The sequence below is a fragment of the Nocardiopsis sp. NRRL B-16309 genome (genome assembly GCF_001279585.1).
GTDB lineage: Bacteria > Actinomycetota > Actinomycetes > Streptosporangiales > Streptosporangiaceae > Nocardiopsis.
Genome location: NZ_LGEC01000074.1, coordinates 61,369 through 81,954, shown reverse-complemented (window position 1 = coordinate 81,954; position 20,586 = coordinate 61,369). Strand labels below are relative to the sequence as shown.

Here is a 20,586-nt window from a genome sequence, read left to right as displayed (position 1 = left end):
CGCCTCGCGGGGCACGGTCTCCCGCCGTCACCTTGCCGTCCTTCTTCACACCCTGGACGGCCGCGGAGTGGCAGTTGGTTTGACCACGAACCGCGATGGGCTGTCAGCGATCGTCCAGCTCGACGAACCGGCTCGCCCATGCCCTGAACCGATCGTCGTCCTTCTTTCGTCCGGCCCAGAGCGCGTGCGGGTCCTCCGGTGGCTCAAGGCGGAAATTCTGGTGCAACCAGGTGAGGAACTCGTGGTGGCCGTCGCTGTGTTCCTCATCGTCTCCAGCGGCAAGAAACCCGAAGTCGGCGAAAGGGTCGCTGTCGAGGGCCAGAAGCTGGAACAGCTCCACCAGGTTCCGCGCGATCACATAGAGATCCCCTTCATCGCCGACCAGGGCGACGGGCAGGGTGGCAAGGTCGGTCCGGTCGTCGCACCGCCACAGCGCGTAGGCGGAGCCGGAGCCGTTGGCCTGCGCGAAGGGGATGAACCGGCTCGGGAACTCCGGATGCTCCGACCAGGTGTGGAGGCCGGCGTCTGAGTCGTACTCGCGCAGCTCGAAACCCTTCGAGTAGTAGACCGGGCCGATCCGGTCCGAGAACTCCTTGAGCAGGTTCAGCTCCGGGATCGGCGAGAACGCCTCGCTCATGTGGCCTCCTTGCCGGGCCGGGACGCCTGGCGCAGTCGGGGACGTCGTGCACTGGCAAGGTGATGCTATCCACGCCGGGGGACAATGGGGCAGTGCCGCCGGCGCATCGGCACGGCCCTCCTCCGGTGTCCGTCCCGTGGTGCCTCGCGAACGTCCTCGGGACCGACAGCCTCGATCGCTCAGGCAGCAGTTCCTTGTGGCTGTGGGGCTCATTCGTGGCCGGCGGGACTCAGTCGTCGGTCGACGTCCCTGGTCTGGTCACGGCGTACCGGGCGGCCATGGTGCGGACGGCCTCGTCGACCACCTGGGCGACGCGTTCGGCGCTCACCTCCCAGCCCGGCACCAGGAGTGTCGGCCAGAAGACGTAGTTGGAGATCATGCCCAGGAACTGGGTGGCCGCGAGGTCCACGTCTTCGATCCGCACCGTTCCCGCCTCGTGCTCGGCCAGCAGGTAGCCGCGTACGGACTCGAAGTAGGGCATTTTCCCCTGCGAGAACTGCGCGTTGGCGAGTTCGGGGAATCGCGGCAGCTCGGCGATGACGATTCGGAACAGGTCGGTCATCTGGGGACGGCTCAACAGCTCGGCATAGCGGCGGCCGATGGTGCTGAGCCCGTCGACGACGTTGCCCGCCGGCGGAGGATCCTCTTCGTCAGCGGTCGACCAGGACTCGGTGACCATGGCGTCGAACAGGGCGGCCTTGCTCGGAAACTGCTTGAACAAGGTGGCCCGCGAAACGCCCGAGCGCTCCGCGATTCGCGCCAGCGACGTCCGGTCGTAGCCCAACTCGAGGAAGAGTGCGGTCGCGGCCGCCAGGATCAGCGCGCGCTTCTCCTGGGCGATGCGCTGGTGGTACGTCGTCACGGCTCTGCTCATGGGCCGAGCATACGAGGTGAGTGGCTTGACTCACCTCTGCCGACGACCTAGTGTCAGGCAGTGGTGAGTCGCTTGGCTCACCACTGGCCGCCGCTCATGATCGATGATCCCGGTCAGTCACCCACGTCCTGAAGGAACATCCGATGCGCCGCTTCGACGACCAGACCGTGCTCGTGACCGGTGGGACCGGTGGCCAGGGATCGAGCCACGTACGCGCCTTTCACGCGGAGGGAGCCAACGTGGTGATCGGCGACATCGACGCCGAACGCGGCGCCGCTCTCGCCGACGAGCTCGGGGCCCGCGCTCGCTTCATCCACCTCGACGTCACCGACGAGAGCTCGTGGTCCGCCGCTGTGCTGGCCGCCGAGAGCGCCTTCGGTGCCCTGACAGTGCTCGTCAACAACGCGGGCGTCCAGAACCCGCCCGCGCTGATCGAGAAGACCGACCAGGCCACCTGGTCGCGCATCCTCGACATCAACCTCACCGGGACCTTCCTCGGCATGAGGGCCGCCGCCCCCGCTCTGCGCCGCGCAACAGGGGGAGCCATCGTCAACATCGCCTCGACCATGGGCCTGGGCGGCACGGCGCACTACGCGCCGTACGTGGCCAGTAAGTGGGCCGTGCGAGGTCTCACGCAGACGGCGGCGCTCGAGCTCGGTCGGGACCACATCCGCGTGAACACCATCCACCCCGGCGTGATCGCAACCCCCTTCATCCAGGAACCGGCAGCCGGCGCCACCGCGGCGATCGCCGACTTCTACTCACCCGAGCCGTTCGCCATCCCCCGACTTGGAGAGCCGACCGACGTCACCCGGCTTCTCCTGTTCCTCACGTCATCGGACGCGTCGTTCATCACGGGGTCGGAGTACGTCATCGACGGTGGGCTCCTCCTCGGCCCCGCGCTTCAGGCCGAGACCGCATGAGCAGTCCGGACACGACCGGAGGGGACGGCTCCGTGCGGGACGCGTCCTTGTCACACCTGCCCGAGGACATCCGACGAGCCATCGAGATCACACCCGCCGCAGGCACCAGTGAACGGATCATCGACATCACGACACTGGGGCGCCGCACCGGCCGACCACGCCGCATTGAAATCTTCTTCTACCGAGCCGCGGGCAGCACCTACCTGTGCAGCGGCGCCGGCGGGGCCGCTACCGACTGGCATGCGAACCTTCTCGCCGATCCCGCCTTCACCTTCCACCTGAAGAACGGGATCCGTGCGGATCTGCCTGCACGGGCCACGCCGGTCACCGCCCCAGCCGAACGCCGGGCCGTGCTGGCGGAGATCGTCGCGGATCTCAACCAGCCCCACGATCCAGGGACCATCCGGCCGACTCGGCTCGAAGACTGGGCCGACAGCCGGCTGATGCGCATCAGCTTCCGCCATCGGCCGTGATCGCGGACCCGCCCGGCGCCAGGCCCACGATGCGCTCGCCAGGCGGGTCCAGGCCATGGCCACACCCTCGACCGTGACGAGCCGGTGATCCCGGAAATCCGTGTGGACGTAGCGAAGATCTACGCCGTAAAGGTGATGGCTCGTTGCTGTACGTTCGATCCCGGTGCCACGGACGAGCCGGGGAGCGGCACGCAACAGATTCCCGTCCGGCAATGCGAGGACTCCTGGCCGCCGTGCTGCACCGGATCGACGCTCCGGCGCTGGATTCAGTGCACCTGGTCTGCGCCACCGCGCTCGGCCGGATCTCGGATCGTCCTGCGCTGTCCCCTGGTGGCCGCGTCAGCGAAGGTGTACACGTTGCCCGGCCTGGAAGTGGTTGCCGACCTTGGTCGGTGGTCATCCACCGTGTACGACCTGACCGATGGGGACGGCAGAGCCGTGGTGGTCCTCGGGCGTGCGGAATCCGGCCACGTCCCGATGGGGGAACGCCGTGACGAGCTCGTGTGGCACCGGCTCGACACCGGGGCGGAGGAGTCATGGCGTGTGCCGGGGCAGCTCATCGACGCGGTGGCCCTGCCCGACCGGACCATGGTGTTCACCACCGCTGAGGGCGTCTTCGCACTCCGCTGACAAGCGAGAGGGCCCGCCGCGGAAGCGGACGGGCCCTCAGATCACTCGGTGGTCACGCCTTCGACGCGCTCACCCGCGGTTCCTCGGACCCGTCCGTCGCGGACTCGTCGGCCACCAGAGCGGCCGGGGCCGCGGGGGCCGCAGGCGTCGGCGGGACGACGATGCCCTGCTCGACGGCCATCTCCCGCAGCAGGCGCGGCGTGGTCCACAGGGTCGGCAGCATGATGAGGCCGACCGGGACCGCGGTGACGACGATGAACGACTGCAGGGCCTGGATGCCGCCGTCGCCCACCAGTAGCAGCGCCACGGCCGCCAGGCCCATGCCCACGCACCAGAACGCGCGGACCAGCCCCGAGGGCTCGCCCTCGTGCATGCTCGACACCGAGATCGCGTAGGACATCGAGTCGAGCGTGGACGCCAGGAAGATCAGGGCCACGAGGATCATGAGCGCTCCCAGCAGCCCCGTCATCGGCAGCGCCTGGATGATCGAGAGCGCCGCCGCCGGGAGGCCGTCCTGCTCGTAGGGGCCCGTGATCGTCCCCGGGTCCTGCTGCTCCAGCCAGATGCCGGTGCCGCCCAGCGCGGTGAACCACACCGTGGTCACGACCGTGGGCATCACGGTCGCTCCCACGTAGATGTCGCGCACGGTGCGCCCGCGCGAGATGCGGGCGAAGAAGATCGCCATCATCGGGCCGAAGCCCAGGAACCAGCCGAAGAAGAACAGGGTCCAGTAGCCGACCCACGTCTTGTCCTCCTGGTACAGCGCCATGGGCAGGAACTCCTGCACCTGCACGACCGAGGCCTGGAGGTAGAGGTCGGCGACGAAGGGCAGCGACGCCATGCCCACGATCGCCGCGATGAGCGCCAGGGCCACCCACACGTTGGCGCGGCTCAGCAGTTGGATGCCGCGGTGGATGCCGCTCAGCACCGACACGGCCGCCACGATGGTCAGGCCGACGATGATCGCCGCCTGTGTGGCGTAGGTGTCGGGCAGGCCGAACAGCTCACTGGCGATGTAGGAGATCTGCAGGCCCAGGAAGCCGATCGGGCCCACGGTTCCGGCGACGACCGCGAGTACGCAGCTGACGTCGACGACCGTGCCGATCCAGTGCGTGCGCACCCGCTCGCCCATCACCGGCCACAGCAGCGTGCGCGGACGCAGGGGCATGCCCTTCTCGACACCGCGCATCATCACCAGCGTGGCCAGCGAACCGCCGATGGCCCAGCCGATGAAGCCCCAGTGCACGAAGCTCTGCGCCATGGCCAGCGCCGCGCCCTCGGCGCCGCCGCTGACCTGGTCGGCGTACTGGGGCGGAGGGGAGGCGTAGTGCGCGATCGGTTCCGCCGCGGCCCAGAACACCCCGCCCGCGGCCAGCAGCGTCGTGGTGATCATCGCGATCCAGGTGAAGCGGCCGAACGCCGGAGCGTCGTCGCCACCCATGCGGACCCGGCCGTACCGGGAGAAGGCGAGGACCGTGACCACGACGAACGTGGCCAGCATCAGGACCTGCCAGTAGGCGCCGAACCAGCGCGCCGACCAGGTGAAGGCCACGTCGACCGCGGCGCCCACCGCCTTCGGGGCGGCCAGCGCGGCCAGGACGAACACGGCCATGAGCAGGCCGCTGACACCGAGGACCCAGGGGTCGATGCGTCTGCCTCGCGTGGGCACGCGGGAGCGCAGGGTGGAGAACATGGAGAAGAAGGTGCTCCTCGTATGGAGGCACCGACCGGGACGCGCCGGTCAGCATCGGGACATCCATGCGCCGTGTGTGCGTGGCGGCCGACGGGACGGATGTCCGCGGGGCGGCTGACAGCAGAGCAGGAGAGCATGGAATGCGGCGGGAACGCTCAGAGGCGGACCCCGCCGGTGCCGCCGTCGGAGACGGCGGGAGGGAACGAGGGAGAAGGTCCCCGATCCCGCTGTGGTCAGCGCGGCGGCGACTTCCTGTCATTCCTGCCGTCACAGCCTAACCGCTGCGGCGCCGGGAATGGCGGTGACGAGGGGCACAAGGGGCGCCTGTACAGGCGTTTTACGCCACAGTCCGGGGTGAGCACCGGCACCTGTGAGGGCGGACACGGCCCCTTCGAAGGGCCTCGTCGGGAACGGGCCCCGCACGCCCTAGGAGGCGCGGGCGGCCTCGATGACGCCGTGGACCGCCGCTTCGATGCGGGCGGCGGCCTGGTCGGGGTCGGGGCGGCCGGCGTCCAGCCACGCGATGGCGCCCTCGATGGCCACGGTGAAGACCATGCGCGCGGCCCAGCGGGCCCAGGCCGGGTCGGGGATGATCTCGCGCAGTTGGCGCAGGGCCAGCTCGGTGGAGGCCCGGGTCAGGCGGTCGGTGAGGTCGCGGAACTCCGGTTCGCGCGCGGCGTGCTGGAACAGCAGCCGGAAGCCGTCGGGGTCGTCGGAGGCCGCGTCGAGGAAGGCGGGGATGCTGTGGTCGGTGAAGTGCTGGGTGCCCACGCGCTCGTCCAGGCGGGCGCGGGCGTGGTCCAGGGCCGCCCGGTACATCTCGTTCTTGGACTCGAAGTGCCGGTAGAGCAGGACCCGGCTGATCCCTGCCTCCAGGGCCACGTCGTCCAGACTCGTGTCGGCGTAGCCGGTGCGGGCGAAGGCACGCGTGGCCGCGTCCAGGATCTGCGCCCGCCGCTGCGCCCGGGGCAGTCGGCGCACGGGTCCGGTCCCGGTCGCTGGTTCACCGGACATCGGCCACCTCCCTCTTGTTGACTTGGGAGTCTACATATTGTTTTGTTTAAAGGAGAGTGTACAAACGAGAGTCAACGAGTGGAGGTCCCCATGATCCCGCAACTTCCCTTCGACCGGCCGGGCCCGCTGGCCGCGCCGCCCGAGCTGGAGCGCCTGTGCGCCCAGGGCCCCGTCCACCGCGTCCGCACCCGCGTCGGCCACGACGCCTGGCTCGTCACCGGCCACGGCGAGGTCCGCGCCCTGCTCGACGACGACCGCCTCGGCCGCGCCCACCGCGATCCGGACCGCGCCGCCCGCTCGGGGGAGTCCGCGCTCTTCGGCGGGCCGATGGGCGACTTCGACACGGAGAAGGCCGACCACACCCGCATGCGCTCCCTGCTGCGGCCCCACTTCACCCCGAAGCGGATGCGGCTCCTGGCTCCGCGCGTGGAGCGGCTCACCGCCGAGCTCATCGGGACCATGGAACACGGTCCGCGCCCCGCCGACCTGCACGAGGCGCTCGCCGTACCGCTGCCCATCCAGGTCATCTGCGAACTCCTCGGCGTGCCCTACGCCGACCGCGAGCGCTTCCGCGCATGGAGCCTGGTCGCCGGGGACGTCACCGACCGCGCCCGCTCCGAACAGGGCCTGGGGGAGCTGTTCGACTACGGGCTCACCCTGGTCGCCGCCAAACGCCGTGAGCCCGCCGACGACGTCATCTCGCACCTGGCCGCCGATCCCGACGTCGAGGACACCGAGGCCGCCGGACTCGCGATGGCACTGCTCTTCGCCGGGCACGAGACCACCGTCGTGCAGATCGGCCTGGGCGTCCTGGGGCTGCTCGCCGACCGCGAGCAGTACCGGGCGCTGGTCGCCGACCCCGGCCTGGTGCCCGGGGCGGTGGAGGAGGTCCTGCGCGCACCCCGCAAGGGCGGCGACGGGGTCCCGCGCTACGCCCGCGTGGACTTCGAGATCGCCGGGGCCGCCATCGCCGCCGGTGACCTGGTGCTCTGCGACCTCGGATCGGCCAACCACGACCCGGGCGCCTTCACCGACCCCGAGCGTCTGGACGTCACCCGCAGCGCGGGCGCGCACCTGGGCTTCGGGCACGGGATGCGCTACTGCATCGGCGCGCCGCTGGCCCGGATCGAACTGCGCGCGGTGCTGGAGGGGCTCATGCGGCGCCTGCCCGAGCTGCGCCTGGCCGTGGCCGCCGACGAGCTCTCCACCCGCCGGGACGTCCTCACCGGAGGGCTGACCGCCCTGCCCGTGACCTGGTGAACGGCGGCCGGTCGGGAGCAGGGCGCGGTGTGCGGGGCCGGTCAGTCGCGGTGCGGGCGGTTCATCAGCAGGGTGAGCCCCGCGCCGAGCATGAACACGTCCTTGGCCATGCCGATGCCGTCCGGGGTGGGGCGGACGCTGCCCTCGTGGCGCAGGCCCGGGGTGCGCAGGTACACGCCCAGCAGGCCCGCGGCGAACGCGGTCAGCCCCGCTCCCGCCAGGCGGCTGGGCACGATCGGCAGCAGCAGGGCGGCGCCCAGGGCCATCTCCCCGGCCGAGACCAGCTTGACGAAGTCGGCCGGCTCGATCTTGTCGAGGAAGGGGTAGGCCCCGACGGCCATGCCGTGCAGGCCCTGCGCGGTGTCCTGGTCGGCGTCGCGCTTGTCCCAGCCCGAGTTGAGGATGAACGCTCCGGTCGCGAGTCGGACGGGCAGGTGGTGCGGTTTCAGGGGCAGCTTCATGTCGGCTCCTGGGTGAGCGCTCGGTCACTGTGGGCGAGAACGATGCTAGCGGGGGAGGGGCGGCGACCGGCGGTCCCACGCGGGCGGTGAGGTCTGTCACCCCAGGTCCGGAATGTGAATGAAAACGGTTTTCATGTGCTAATTTGAGGCTTCTTCGAGGCGGCGGCCGGTCCGCGCCGCCCTCTCCTCCTCCGCACCCCTTGGAAGATGTCCCGTGCACCACCGCAAGGCCCTGCCCGGCGCCGCTCTGGCCTCGGCCGCCGTCCTACTGATGACCGCCTGCTTCCCCGCGTCCGAGGAGGCGGCCGCCGATGACGGCCGGATCTCCGTGGCCCACATGCAGCCGCCCAGGTCCGGGCTCACCCCGCTCAGCGACGACGCCTTCAAGCTCTCCCGCTGGAGCACCGCCGAGACCCTCGTCGTCCTCGACGAGGCCGGCGACCCCCAGCCCGGCCTGGCCACCGACTGGACCCAGGAGGACCCCACCACCTGGACCTTCACCGTGCGCGAGGGCGTCACCTTCCACGACGGCACCGAGCTGACCCCCGACGTCGCCGCACACGCGCTGACCTACGCCGCACAGGCCGCGCCCAAGCCGCGCATCCTCGACGGGGTGGAGCTGGAGATCAGCACCGAGGGCGACACCCTCACCGTCACCACCGCCGACGAGGACCCCCTGGTCCCGCAGCGGCTCTCCTCGCCCCAGCTGTCGATCCTCGCCGAGAGCGCCTACGACGGCGACACCGTCGACCCGGTCGGCACCGGCACCGGCCCCTTCGAGCTCGTCGAGGTCAACGGCACCACCTCCGCCCACCTGGACCGGTTCGACGGCTACTGGGGCGAGCCCGCCCAGGCCGCCGGCATCGACGCCAGCTTCGTGCCCGACGGCACCGCGCGGGCCGCCGCCCTGCGCACCGGCGAGGCCGACGTCGTCGAGGCCGTGCCCACCTCGCAGGCCGCCCTCCTGGACGAGGAGACCATCACCGAGGTCCCCATGCCGCGGACCAACACGCTCTACCTCAACGCCGACCAGGGCCCCTTCACCGACCCCGCGCTGCGCGCCGCGGTCCGCGAGGCCATCGACCCCCAGGCCCTGGTGGACGGCATCTACGAGGGACGCGCCGACGTCGCCGAGGGACTGCTGGGCCCGGCCATCCCCTGGGCCGCCGACCGCCCCGAGCGCGAGGAGCCGACCGAGGCCGAGGACCCCGACGGCGCGGAGATCACCCTGGCCACCTTCACCGACCGCGCCGAGCTGCCCGAGGTCGCGACCGTCCTCGAACAGCAACTGGAGGACGCCGGGTTCGAGGTCGAGCAGGTCGTGCGCGAGTACACCAACATCGAGGAGGACGCCCTGGCCGGGGAGTTCGACGCCTTCATCCTCTCCCGCGCCACCGTCCTGGACTCCGGCGACCCCGCCGCCTACATGACCAGCGACTTCACCTGCGACGGCTCCTTCAACATCGCGCAACTGTGCGACGAGCACGTCGACGCCGCCGTCGCCGAGGCCGAGAGCACCCCCGTGGGGGACGAGCGGCGCGAGGCGATCCTGGCCGCCGAGGCCGCGATCCTGGCCACCGACGCCGCCCTGCCGATGCTGCACGAGCGCGTGATCCAGGGCGACGCGACCGACGTCGTGGGCTCCGCCAAGGACCCGCGCGAGCGCCTGCTCATCACGCCGCAGACCCACCTGGACCGATGAGGCCCACCGCACCGCCCCGGCGGCGCCCTCCGAGGGCCCGCCGGGCCGCACCCCTGCTCTCCCGCCTGGGCGCGCTCGCCCTCATCACGGTCGTCGTCGGCCTGCTGCCCTGGCTCTCGGGCCGCGACCCCGCACTGTCCCTGCTGCGCGCCCGCTCGGCCGAACAGGAACCCACCCCCGAGGCGCTCGACGCCATCCGCGACGAACTCGGGCTCTCCGACGGGCCGCTGGTCCTGCTCGGCTCATGGTTCGGCGGCCTGCTCCGCGGCGACCTGGGCACCTCGTGGGTCTCGAACACCCCCGTCCTGCCCTCGGTGCTCTCGGCCGCCGGCGTGTCCCTGTTCGTCATGGGCGCGGCGCTGTGCGTCGCCCTGCCCCTGGCCGCCCTCCTGTGCGCGCCCACCCTGGTCCACGGCGCGCGCGGCACCCTGCGCCCGGGCGGCTCGGGCTCCGGCGCCGCCGCCGCGGCGCTCACCGCCCTGCCCGAGTTCCTCACCGCCATCCTGCTCATGCTCGCGCTCTCGGTGTGGCTGGGCTGGCTGCCGCCCTACGGCTGGAACGGACCCGACAATCTCGTCCTGCCCGCCATCGCCCTGGGCGTGCCCACGGGCGGCCTCCTCGGCCGACTGGTCGACGACGCCCTGCCCGCCGTCTTCGCCGAGCGCTGGGTCGGACTGTGGACCGCCTCCGGGTGCACACCGGGCCGGATCGCCGCCGCCGCGCTGCGCCGCGCCACCCCCGCCCTCGTGCCCCAGCTCGGACTGGTCGCCGTCGGCCTGACAGGGGGAGCGGTCGCGGTGGAGACCATCTTCACCGTGCCCGGTATCGGCCGCACCGCCCTGGGCGCCGCCGAGTCCCAGGACCTGCCCCTGCTCCAGAGCTCGGTCCTGACCCTGGTCCTGCTGGCCGCCCTGGGCGGGATGCTGGCCCAGGCCGCGCACCGCCGCCTGCTCGGACCCGGGCTGCGCGACGCCGCCCTGTCGCTGGCCCCGCCGCCCACCGCGCCCGCCGGACCCCTGCGCCGGGCCGTGCCCGCGGTGTGCGCGGCCGTGCTGCTCACCGTCACCGCGTGGGGCCTGACCCGCGACGCCCTGACCGTGACCGTGGCCGACCGCCTCCAACCGCCCTCCTGGGCGCACCCGCTGGGCACCGACGCCGTGGGCCGCGACATCCTGGCCCGCCTGGGCCACGGCGCCCTCTCCACCGTCGGAGTCGCCGCCCTGGTGTGCGTCGCCAGCCTCGTGATCGCGCTCGTGGTGGGTTTTTGGCCCGCCCTGGCCACCGGAGCCTCCGAGGCCGCCAGCGCACTGCCGCCGGTGATCGCCGGGATCCTCGTGGTCGCCGTCATGGGCCCGGGAACCCTCGGCGCGTCCGTCGCCATCGCCCTGGTCTCCTGGCCCCCGCTGGCCGCGCACGCCGCCTCCCTGGTCCAGCAGACCCGTGCCGCCGGTTACCTCAGCGGCCAGCGCGCCATCGGAGCCGGCCGCCGCTGGATCCTGTGGCACCACGTGCTGCCCTCGGTCACGGGGCCCGTCGCCCGCCACGCCGTCCTGCGCCTGCCGGGCACCGCCCTGGCCCTGGCCTCCCTGGGCTTCCTCGGCCTGGGCGCCCAGCCGCCCTCGGCCGAGTGGGGTCTGAGCCTGTCGGAGTCCCTGGTCTACGTCGAACGCGCTCCCCTGGCCGCGCTGGCCCCGACCGCCATGCTCCTGCTCCTGGCCGCGTTCGCGGTCTCCCTGTCGACCCTGCCCGCACGGGCGCTGACCCGAGGACGGACACCGTGACCGACCGCCCCCTGCTCTCGGTCCGCGACCTGCGCGTCACCCTGCCGGTCCACCGCGGGGCCGCCCTGCACGTCGTGCGCGGACTGTCCTTCGACGTGCGCCCCGGCGAGGCGCTCGCCCTCATCGGCGAGTCCGGCGCCGGCAAGTCGATGGTCGCCCGCGCCGTCCTGGGCACCGCGCCCTACGGCGCCACCGTGACCGGCAGCGTCCGCCTGGGCGAGCGGGAACTCGTCGGAGCCCGGACCCGCGAGCTGCGCGCCGTACGCGGGCGCCGCGTCGCGCTCATCCCCCAGGACGCGCTCTCGGTCCTGAGCCCCATGCACACGGTGGGCGGACAACTCGTCCGGGCCCTGCGCTCGAACCAGCGCCTGAGCCGGGCCCGGGCGCACGAGCTCGCGGTGGCCGCCCTGGACCGGGTCGGCATCCCCGACGCCGCCCGGCGCGCCCGCGCCTACCCGCACGAGTTCTCCGGCGGTATGCGCCAGCGCGCGGTCATCGCCATGGCCATGGTCAACGAGCCCGAGGTCGTCTTTGCCGACGAACCCACCACCGCCCTGGACCCCCGCAACGCGCGGCTCGTCCTGGACCTGCTGGCGGACCTGCGCCGCGACACCGGCGCGGCACTGGTCCTGATCACCCACGACCTCGCGGTCGTGCGCGGACACGCCGACCGGATCGTGGTCGCCTACGCCGGACGCCATGTCGAGTCCGGCCCCGCGGGCCGCGTCCTGGCCGAGCCCAGGGCGCCCTACACCGCCGGACTCGTCGCCGCCGTGCCACCCGAGGAGGCCCCCGACCGCCGCCTGCCGGCCATCGGCGGATCGCCGCCCTCCCCCTCCGACCTGCCCGAGGGCTGCGCGTTCGCCCCGCGCTGCCCGCTGGCCGACGCGCACTGCCGGGTCGCCGCACCCGATCCCGTCGCCACCGGCGCGTTCGGCCACCTGGTCTCCTGCCACCGGTGGCAGGATGTCCCGGTCCCCGCGCACACCCTGTTCTCCCGGGTCGCGACATGAGCGCCGACCCGCACCGCCCTCGACCGCACACGGAGGGAACCGCCATGGACGACGACCAGCCGCTGCTGCGGGTCCGCGACCTGGTCGTGCGCTACCCCGGAACCGGCCGGAACCCGGTCCCCGTCGCCCCGGCCGTGGACGGCGTCTCCTTCGACCTGCGCGCCGGACAGACCCTGGCCCTGGTGGGGGAGTCCGGGTCCGGCAAGTCCAGTACGGCCGCCGCCGTCACCGGCCTGCTCCGCCCCGAGTCCGGCTCGGTCCGCTTCCGGGGACGGGAGCTGACCACCCTGCCCGAACGGGAGCTGCGCGCGCTGCGCCCCGCCCTCCAACCCGTCTTCCAGGACCCCTACGGCTCCCTCAGCCCGCGCCTGCGCGTGCGCGACGCGGTCGCCGAACCGCTACGCGTCCAACGGCGCTGGGACCGCGCCACCGGGCCCGCCCGGGTCGACGCCCTGCTCGAACGCGTGGGCCTGGATCCCGGCCTGGGGGCGCGGCTACCGCACGAGCTCTCCGGCGGCCAGTGCCAGCGCGTGGGCATCGCCCGCGCGCTGGCCTGCGAGCCCGAGGTCCTGGTCCTGGACGAACCCGTCTCGGCCCTGGACGCCTCGGTACGCGCCGGCGTGCTCAACCTGCTGACCGAACTCCAGGACGACCTCGGGCTGGGCTACCTGTTCATCTGCCACGACCTCGCCCTGGTCCGGCACGTGGCCCACGACGCCCTCGTCCTGCGCGAGGGGCGGATCGTGGAGTCGGGGCCCGCGCGCCGGGTGTGCACCGCGCCGGAGCACGCCTACACGCGTGCGCTGGTGGCGGCCGCACCCGTCCAGGCGCCGGGCGCCGGCCTCGGGCCGGTCGCGAGCGCGTCGTGACCGCGCCCGCCGTGCGCGAGCGCGGGACGCGGCGCGACCTGCGCGGCCTCGGCCGCCTCACCTGGCTCCTGGTGGGATCGCAGGCGGCCTTCAACGTCGGCTTCTTCGTGGTCCTGCCCTACCTGGCCGCCCACCTGTCGGGCACGATCGGGCTCGCCGGGTGGCTGGTCGGCCTGGTGCTGGGCCTGCGCACCTTCAGCCAGCAGGGACTGTTCGTCGTCGGCGGCGTGCTCACCGACCGGTTCGGGCCGCGCCCGGTCGTCCTGATCGGCTGCGTGCTGCGCGTGGCCGGGTTCGTGTGGCTGGCCGCGGCCCAGGGCACGGGGCCGATCATCGCCGCGGTGCTGCTGATCGGGTTCGCCGCCGCCCTGTTCTCTCCTGCGGTGGAGACGGAGATCGCGCGCCAGGCCGTGCGGCACGAACAGGCCACGGGCACCCCGCGCACGCGCGTGCTCGCGCTGTTCTCGGTCGCCGGACAGGCGGGCACGCTGGTCGGCCCGCCCCTGGGCGCGCTCCTGCTGCTCGGCGGGTTCCCGGCCGCGTGCCTGGCGGGCGCCGCGGTCTTCACCGTCGTGCTGGCCGCCCACCTGCGGTGGATGCCGCGCGGCGCGCCTGATGAAGGTTCGCACGGCGCGAACGGCGCCGGCGCGAACACCGGGGCCGGCCACGGTTCGCACGGCGATGGCCCGCTCGGCGAGACCGACGGCGGTGTGCACACTGGGGACGGCGACCGTTCGTACGGCGATGGTTCGCACGGCGACGGTTCGTACGGCGATGGTTCGTACGGCGACGCTTCGCGTGGCGCGACCGACGACCGTGCGCACGGCACGCCCGGCGGGACGACCGCGCGGGGGCGTCCCCGCATGGGGGAGGGCGTCCGCGCGCTGCTCTCCCACCGCCCCTTCCTGCTGCTGTGCCTGGCCTACAGCGGATACCTGCTGGCCTACAACCAGCTCTACCTGGCCCTGCCCGAGGAGGTGGAGCGCGCGACCGGCTCCCAGACCGCGCTGGGCTGGCTGCTGGCGTGGGGCTCGCTGCTCTACGTCCTCGTGCAGATGCCTGTGCTGCGCTGGATCGGCGACCGCCTGTCGCGACGGGCCGTCCTGCGCTCCGGCCTGCTGCTCCTGGCCCTGGGCTTCGCGGCCGCCGCCGCGCTGATGCCCGCCACCGCGGTCGGCGGGCTGCTGCCCTCCGCGGTGTTCGTCACCGCCCTCACCCTCGGCCAGGTGCTCATTGTGCCCACGGTCAGGGCGTGGGTCCCCGACCTCGTCGACGGCGCCCGGCTGGGCCTGTTCACGGGCGCGCTCTCGTCCGCGTCGGGCCTGGCGGTGCTCCTGGGGAGCATGCCCGCCGGGGCGCTCGTGGACCGGGGCGGGCCGGCGGCATGGCTGGTCATGGCCGCCGTGCCGCTGGCCGCGGCCGTGTTCGTCCCCCGGCCGCCGAGCACCGGCGGCCGCCAGTGACCGCCGCCGCTACGCCGCCGCGTGCTGTCCCCGGCGGAGGACCTCGCTACCGGGTGCCGTCGGCCCCGTCGGTCACACTGGCGTGCGCGGCCCGGAAGAACAGCCCGATCGCGACCGCACCGGGGTCGGGTGCCCCCAGGGCGGCGTCGCCCACGTAGCTGGTGCGCCCCTTGCGTCCCAGGAGTTCGCTGGTGCCCTGGGCGCCGGCCTCGGCCGCCTCTGCGGCCGCCCTCAGCCCCTCCTCCAGGCTGAGCCCCTCGGCCGTTGACCGCCCCAGGGACTCCGCGGCCGGGGCGATCGCGTCGACCATCGTGCGGTCGCCGACCTTCGCCGAGCCCAGCCGCGTCACCGTGGCCCATCCGCGGTCCGCGGCCTCGGCCACCCCGGCCAGGGTCAGGGCCGGTGTGCCGTGGCCAGCCTTGGCGAAGTCGCGGAACCACATGCCGAACAGCGGCCCGCTCGTCCCGCCGCTGTGCGAGAGGAAGGTGTCGCTGAGCGCCTGGAAGGGCGCGCCGGGGGAGTCGGGGTGCTCGGGCAGGGCGGCCAGGGCGCGGCGCAGGCCCGTGACCATGTTCGTGCCGAAGTCGCCGTCGCCGCTGCGGCGGTCGAGGTCGGTCAGGTGGTCGTCGGCGTCGTTGATCGCGGCGGCGAAGCCGCGGACCCACAGGTCGGCGTGGGCGGGGCTGATCTGGTCGGCCATGGCGGCTCTCCCGTGGTCGTGGTGGTTCACCAGGTGAGTGCGGGGGTGGACACGGGGGCGTCCCACAGGTCCAGGAACTCGTCGTCGGCGCGCACGAGCGTCACCGAGCACCCGGCCATGTCCAGGGAGGTGACGTAGGAGCCCACCAGGGACCGGGCGACGCTGATCCCGACGTCCTCCAGCAGCGCCTTGACCTCGCCGAACAGGCCGTACAGCTCCAGGTCGTGCGTGGCGCCCAAGCCGTTGACGATCACGGCCAGCCGGTCGCCGCGGCCCAGGTCCAGGTCCCGCAGGAGCGGGGCGGCCATGTCGGGGACGAGCGCGCGCCGCGGCCCGAAGGCGCGCCGCTCACGGGCCCGCTCGCCGTGGATCCCGACGCCGAACTCGATCCGGTCGTCGGGCAGCTCGAAGGAGGGCCGGGACTGCCCGGGGTGCGCTCCGGCCGCCAGGGCGACGCTCAGCGTGCGGCTGCCCGAGACCACCCGGCGCCCGAGCTCGACCAGCTCCGACAGGTCCGCGCCGCGCTCGGCGGCGGCGCCGCAGACCTTCTCCACGGCCACGACCGCCGCCGTCCCGCGCCGTCCGGGCCCGTCGGGGTCGTCGGTGTCGGTGGCCAGGTCGTCGTCGACCAGGACGATGTCGCTGCGCACGCCCTCGTCGGAGAGCAGTTCCCCGGCGATGCGGAAGTTGAGCACGTCGCCGGTGTAGTTCTTGACCACGTGCAGGACGCCGCGGCCGGTGTCGGCGGCCAGCGAGGCGGCGCGGATCTGCATCGCGGTGGGGGAGGCGAAGACGGCGCCCGGCACCGCGGCGTCGAGCATGCCGCGGCCCACGAAGCCCACGTGCAGCGGCTCGTGCCCGGAACCGCCGCCGGAGAGCACCGCCACCTTGTCGGAGGCGGGTTCGGCGCGGAGCACGTAGCTCGGCTCGCGGTTCCAGCGGACGTGGCGGGGCCATGCCGCCGCGAAGCCCTCCAGGGCCTCGGGCACCACGTCCTCGGGGTCGTTGACGAACTGACGACGCATGGGCGGCTCCCGTTGTCTGACCACTGTCTTGTCCGGCGGCCCCACCCTAACCGCGGTCGGTGCACAGCACACGTCCCCGGGGTGAACCGCGCCACCGTGCCCGGACGGTGCTCCGAACATCACGTGGACCGGCCGGTGACGGCGGTACGCTCGCCCACCTGGCTCGCGGTCGCGCGAGGCGGTCCACGACGGCGGACGCGCGGTCACCAGGCGCGTCCCGCGACAAGGGAGAAACGATGACCGAACGCCCGATCCTGGCCATCACCGTCGGCGACCCCGTCGGCATCGGACCGGAGATCACCGTGCGCACGCTGGCGGAGGTCGCCGCGACCGCCCCGGCCCGCGGTGTCGTGGTGGCCGATCCCGGGGTGCTGCGCCGCGCGGTGGCCGTTCTGGGCCTGGACACACGCGTGCGCGCGGTGGACTCCTGGGACCTGCCGCCCGAGGAGGAGGGCGTCGTCGACTGCCTGGACATCCGCATGCCCGGTGCGGCCGAGCTGCCCTGGGGCGTGGTGGACGCGCGGGCGGGCGCCGCGGCGGTCCGCGCGATCGAGACCGCCACGGAGGCCGCCATGGCCGGCCGGGTCGCCGGGATCGTCACCGGACCCGTCAACAAGGAGGCGATCTGGGCCGCGGGCAGCCCCCACCTGGGACACACCGAGATGCTGGGCGCCCTGACCGGGGCCACCCGACAGAACACGATGTTCGTGGTGCGCGGCAAGAAGATCTTCTTCGCGACCCGGCACGTGTCGCTGCGCGGGGCCCTGGACCGGATCGACGCCGACCAGCAGGTCGGGGCCATCACCGAGGCACTGACGGCGCTGCGGGTCTTCGGCCACGACGAACCCACGCTCGCGGTCGCGGCGGTCAACCCGCACGGGGGTGAGAACGGCGCCTTCGGCGACGAGGAGATCCGCCACCTGGCCCCGGCGGTCGAACGTGTGCGCGCCACCGGCGCCGACGTGGTGGGCCCGGTCCCGGCCGACTCGGTCTTCCACCGCCTGCTCACCGGCCACTACGACGGCGTGCTCTCCCAGTACCACGACCAGGGCCACATCGCGGCCAAGACCTACGACTTCGACGGAACGATCTCGGTGACCGTGGGCCTGCCGATCCTGCGGACGTCGGTGGACCACGGCACGGCCTTCGACATCGCGGGCCAGGGGGTGGCCGACCACGGCACCATGCGCTCGGCCTTCCTGCACGGCGCCGACTTCGCCCGCTTCGCCGACCGGATCCGGCGGGAGTACGCGGGCTGATCCGCGGAAGTGTCCGTGCCGCTCCGTAGGCTCACCCCATGGATCCACTCTGGGAGACGGTGCACGCCGAACGGGCGGCACTGGCCGCCGACCTTGCCGGACTCGACGACGAGCGGTGGCGGACGCCCTCGCTGTGCGAGGGGCTGAGCGTGCGCGAGGTCCTCGCGCACATGACCGCGGGCGCGAGCCTCAACCGGTGGCGCTGGATGGCCGGGGTGATCCGCTGCCGGTTCGACTTCGACCGCCAGGTGGCGATGCGGCTGGCCGAGCACCTGGGCGAGACGCCACAGGAGACGCTGGAGGGCTTCGAGCGGGTCGTCACCAGCACGACCTCGCCGATGGGGCCGGTGGTGACGTGGCTCGCCGAGACCGTCGTGCACGCCCAGGACATCCGTCGACCGCTGGGGATCGAGCGGGACGTGCCGATCGGGGTGCTGACCCGGGTGGCCGAGTACCACCGGGGGAGCGACCTGGTGGTCGTGGCCAAGGGCCGTATCGGCGGTCTGCGCCTGACCGCGACCGACGGCCCCTTCGAGAGCGGTTCGGGTCCTGAGGTCGAGGGTCCGACGCTGGCGCTGATCATGGCGATGACCGGGCGCGCGGCCTACTGCGACGACCTCACGGGCGAGGGCGTCGAGGAACTGCGCAGCCGCTGCTGAGACCGCGGGGGCGTGCTGAGGCCACGAGGACGCGCTGAGACCACGGGGGCCTGCTGGGCCCCCGGGCGTGCTGTGACCGGCGGGGGCGCTGAGACCCCCGGTGGTGCTGAGACCTCCCGAGGCGCTGTACGCGCCCGAACCGGCCCGTGGCACAGCGGTCGCACGGGCCCGGCAGAGGCCGTCGTGGGGCGCCACCGGGCTCCGGGCCTACGGAACCCGTGCCCGCGCGCGGCAGGCGCGGACCCCGGACCCGCACGCCGCTCACGGGCCCGGCGGCGGCCGTACGCGGGCGGGCGGGTCAGGGCGTGTGGCGCGGGTTCCCTGGCGGGCTCTCGTGGTGCAGCCGGTCCAGGGCGGTCGCGTAGTAGGTCCGCTCGCCCTCGTGGGCCGGGGCGGTGAACTCCGTGGGCCGGTTCCCGTCGGCGCGCACGGTGCCGAGCAGGTGGCGCGGGTCCTCGATCCGGCACGGCACCGAGCCCGGGTCCGGCCGCCCGTCGACCGCGTACACCGCGTAGTAGGCGGGCTCCTCGCCGGGCCGGGGACGGATCGTCACGCGGGTGCCGTCCTCGCCGCGCCGGGCCCGTACCACCACGGGCGCCGCGGGCGCGGCGCCGCCCAGGTCCGCCTTGACCGGGATCAGGGCGGGGTGGGCGTAGTGCTCGGCGACCACCTCGTCCATGGCCCGCCTGGCGTTGGTGCGCAGCGACGTCGCGCTGAAGTACACGTCGCCGTCCACCCCGGGGTGGTCCCGGTTGAACTCCAGGTGCCGGGCGAGTTCGGCCGGGTCGGACCAGGCGCCGTCGTTGCCCGCCTTGTAGGCGGCCTGGCCGATGTAGAGCTGCACGTCGGTGTCGGCCACGACGTCCTCCCACCAGGGCACGAGCACGGCGTAGTCGGCCACGGGCAGCCCGATCTCCCAGTAGACCTGCGGGTTGATGTAGTCCACCCAGCCCTGGTCCACCCACCGGCGGCTGTCGGCGTAGATGCCGTCGTAGGACTCGAACCCGCGGGTGTCCGAGCCCGCCGGGTCGCTGCCGGCGTTGCGCCAGATCCCGAACGGGCTGACCCCGAACCGCACGTGCGGCTTCGCGTCGTGTACGGCCTCGTCCATCTCCTGGACCAGGCGGTCGACGTTCTCGCGCCGCCAGTCGCCGATGTCGTCGAAGTCGCCGCCGTACTCGGCGAAGGTGTCCTGGTCGGGGATCTCCTGCCCGGCCACGGGATAGGGGTAGAAGTAGTCGTCGAAGTGCACGCCGTCCAGGTCGTAGTTCTCGACCGCGTCCATCATCGCCTCGATGACGAAGGCGCGGACCTCCGGCACGCCGGGGTCGTAGTAGAGCCGGCCGCCGTAGTCGAAGACCCAGTCCGGGTGGAGCCGGGCGGGGTGGTCCTCGGCCAGCCGCGAGGGGTCGTCGTGCATGGCCACGCGGTAGGGGTTGAACCAGCCGTGGAACTCCAGGTTGCGCTCGTGCGCCTCGGCCACGGCGAACTCCAGCGGGTCGTAGCCGGGGTCGCGGCCCTGTTCGCCGCTGAGCCACTCCGACCACGGTTCGTGGGGCGAGGGCCAGAACGCGTCGGCGGTGGGCCGGATCTGCACGAACACCGCGTTGAGGCCGTCGTCCCGGGCCCGGTCGTAGAGCTCGGTGAGCTCCGCGCGCTGTTCGTCGGGGGTGAGTCCCGGTGCGCTCGGCCAGTCGATGTTGTACACCCCGGCGATCCACTCCGCGCGCAGCTGCCGTTTGGGCGGGGCCTGGTCGTCGACCCGGCAGGGCCGGGGCGCGGGTTCCTCGGGGGCCGCCGCCACCGTCGAGGCGGCGGCGTGCGGTGTGTGCAGCAGGCACAGCGCGATCGCGGCGGCCAGTGCGCCGCGGCAGGCGGTGGTGCGGGGGATCCGGACGGCTCCGCGGCTCGCGGGGCTGCTCCGGCGTGCGTACGCCAAGATGGCTCCTTCCGGCCTCCGTCGCACCGGCCGCGCCGCGGTCCCGTGACCGGGCCGACACCGAATGCGACTGTCAGCATGAGCTTAGAAGAAAACCTTCACGATCTGGGGGCGCAAGGCAAGTCCCCGACCCGTGATCGGTGCGAACGTGACGCCGGGGGAGCGTGGGGTTCGGTGAACCTTCGGCGTACCTCGGCCGCTCCAGGGCGCC

Annotated in this window: 19 protein-coding genes; 11 read left to right on the top strand and 8 right to left on the bottom strand. The window is 73.2% G+C overall.

All coding sequences use genetic code 11. The features are described 5' to 3' along the window. Window positions 1-103: 103 nt before the first annotated feature. Window positions 104-637 carry a hypothetical protein gene (locus tag ADL05_RS15030; protein WP_053617584.1) on the bottom strand — a complete coding sequence of 178 codons (534 nt, stop codon included), beginning with the start codon at window positions 635-637 and terminating at the stop codon, window positions 104-106. Window positions 638-866: 229 nt separating this feature from the next. After that, window positions 867-1,511: a TetR/AcrR family transcriptional regulator gene (locus tag ADL05_RS15025; RefSeq protein WP_053617583.1), complete on the bottom strand. Its 645-nt coding sequence runs from the start codon at window positions 1,509-1,511 to the stop codon at window positions 867-869. A gap of 143 nt (window positions 1,512-1,654) precedes the next feature. Here ADL05_RS15025 and ADL05_RS15020 point away from each other — a divergent pair, with 143 nt between their 5' ends. The 3 genes from ADL05_RS15020 (at window position 1,655) to ADL05_RS15010 (ending at window position 3,537) form a co-directional block, all read left to right on the top strand. Further along, window positions 1,655-2,434, top strand: coding sequence for a glucose 1-dehydrogenase (locus ADL05_RS15020; protein WP_053617582.1), 780 nt, complete (start codon window positions 1,655-1,657; stop codon window positions 2,432-2,434). Continuing rightward, complete coding sequence (locus ADL05_RS15015; RefSeq protein WP_053617581.1) at window positions 2,431-2,907, top strand: nitroreductase/quinone reductase family protein; 477 nt, start codon at window positions 2,431-2,433, stop codon at window positions 2,905-2,907. The genes ADL05_RS15020 and ADL05_RS15015 overlap by 4 nt, the downstream gene beginning before the upstream one ends. 405 nt (window positions 2,908-3,312) lie before the next feature. Continuing rightward, window positions 3,313-3,537, top strand: coding sequence for a hypothetical protein (locus ADL05_RS15010; protein ID WP_053617580.1), 225 nt, complete (start codon window positions 3,313-3,315; stop codon window positions 3,535-3,537). Window positions 3,538-3,589: 52 nt separating this feature from the next. Here the strand turns inward: ADL05_RS15010 and ADL05_RS15005 are convergent, their stop codons facing one another. Continuing rightward, window positions 3,590-5,230, bottom strand: a complete 1,641-nt coding sequence (locus ADL05_RS15005; RefSeq protein ID WP_053617579.1) for a BCCT family transporter — start codon at window positions 5,228-5,230, stop codon at window positions 3,590-3,592. Between the two features lie 426 nt (window positions 5,231-5,656). Further along, a complete protein-coding gene (locus tag ADL05_RS15000; protein WP_053617578.1) occupies window positions 5,657-6,244 on the bottom strand; it encodes a TetR/AcrR family transcriptional regulator in 588 nt (195 codons plus the stop codon). 90 nt (window positions 6,245-6,334) lie between these two features. On the opposite strand from ADL05_RS15000, the gene ADL05_RS14995 reads away from it, so the two are divergent. Next, window positions 6,335-7,504, top strand: a complete 1,170-nt coding sequence (locus ADL05_RS14995; protein WP_053617615.1) for a cytochrome P450 — start codon at window positions 6,335-6,337, stop codon at window positions 7,502-7,504. Window positions 7,505-7,545: 41 nt separating this feature from the next. Here the strand turns inward: ADL05_RS14995 and ADL05_RS14990 are convergent, their stop codons facing one another. Further along, window positions 7,546-7,965, bottom strand: a complete 420-nt coding sequence (locus ADL05_RS14990; protein WP_053617577.1) for a hypothetical protein — start codon at window positions 7,963-7,965, stop codon at window positions 7,546-7,548. A 214-nt stretch (window positions 7,966-8,179) separates the two neighbouring features. On the opposite strand from ADL05_RS14990, the gene ADL05_RS14985 reads away from it, so the two are divergent. Genes ADL05_RS14985 through ADL05_RS31800 form a run of 5 tightly spaced genes read left to right on the top strand, consistent with a single transcriptional unit; the run spans window position 8,180 to window position 14,793 of the window. Then, window positions 8,180-9,667 carry an ABC transporter substrate-binding protein gene (locus ADL05_RS14985; protein WP_053617576.1) on the top strand — a complete coding sequence of 496 codons (1,488 nt, stop codon included), beginning with the start codon at window positions 8,180-8,182 and terminating at the stop codon, window positions 9,665-9,667. Further along, window positions 9,664-11,448, top strand: a complete 1,785-nt coding sequence (locus tag ADL05_RS14980; RefSeq protein WP_053617575.1) for an ABC transporter permease subunit — start codon at window positions 9,664-9,666, stop codon at window positions 11,446-11,448. Before ADL05_RS14985 ends, ADL05_RS14980 begins: the two co-directional genes overlap by 4 nt. Then, window positions 11,445-12,461 (top strand): ABC transporter ATP-binding protein, encoded by a 1,017-nt coding sequence (locus ADL05_RS14975; RefSeq protein ID WP_053617574.1) that lies wholly within the window; start codon window positions 11,445-11,447, stop codon window positions 12,459-12,461. Before ADL05_RS14980 ends, ADL05_RS14975 begins: the two co-directional genes overlap by 4 nt. 44 nt (window positions 12,462-12,505) lie before the next feature. Further along, window positions 12,506-13,330 carry an ABC transporter ATP-binding protein gene (locus ADL05_RS14970; RefSeq protein ID WP_053617573.1) on the top strand — a complete coding sequence of 275 codons (825 nt, stop codon included), beginning with the start codon at window positions 12,506-12,508 and terminating at the stop codon, window positions 13,328-13,330. After that, window positions 13,327-14,793 carry an MFS transporter gene (locus tag ADL05_RS31800; protein ID WP_231640759.1) on the top strand — a complete coding sequence of 489 codons (1,467 nt, stop codon included), beginning with the start codon at window positions 13,327-13,329 and terminating at the stop codon, window positions 14,791-14,793. The genes ADL05_RS14970 and ADL05_RS31800 overlap by 4 nt, the downstream gene beginning before the upstream one ends. A gap of 46 nt (window positions 14,794-14,839) precedes the next feature. On the opposite strand, the gene ADL05_RS14960 is transcribed toward ADL05_RS31800, so the two are convergent. After that, window positions 14,840-15,493 (bottom strand): DAK2 domain-containing protein, encoded by a 654-nt coding sequence (locus tag ADL05_RS14960; protein WP_053617613.1) that lies wholly within the window; start codon window positions 15,491-15,493, stop codon window positions 14,840-14,842. 26 nt (window positions 15,494-15,519) lie between these two features. Continuing rightward, a complete protein-coding gene (locus tag ADL05_RS14955) occupies window positions 15,520-16,518 on the bottom strand; it encodes a dihydroxyacetone kinase subunit DhaK (RefSeq protein WP_053617572.1) in 999 nt (332 codons plus the stop codon). A 236-nt stretch (window positions 16,519-16,754) separates the two neighbouring features. On the opposite strand from ADL05_RS14955, the gene pdxA reads away from it, so the two are divergent. Then, window positions 16,755-17,777 carry a 4-hydroxythreonine-4-phosphate dehydrogenase PdxA gene (pdxA, locus tag ADL05_RS14950; protein ID WP_053617571.1) on the top strand — a complete coding sequence of 341 codons (1,023 nt, stop codon included), beginning with the start codon at window positions 16,755-16,757 and terminating at the stop codon, window positions 17,775-17,777. Window positions 17,778-17,815: 38 nt separating this feature from the next. After that, a complete protein-coding gene (locus tag ADL05_RS14945) occupies window positions 17,816-18,436 on the top strand; it encodes a maleylpyruvate isomerase family mycothiol-dependent enzyme (RefSeq protein WP_053617570.1) in 621 nt (206 codons plus the stop codon). Between the two features lie 298 nt (window positions 18,437-18,734). Here ADL05_RS14945 and ADL05_RS14940 read toward each other — a convergent pair whose 3' ends face one another. Further along, entirely contained in the window at window positions 18,735-20,375 is a 1,641-nt protein-coding gene (locus tag ADL05_RS14940) for a glycoside hydrolase family 10 protein (RefSeq protein WP_053617569.1), read from the bottom strand. Window positions 20,376-20,586 lie beyond the last annotated feature (211 nt).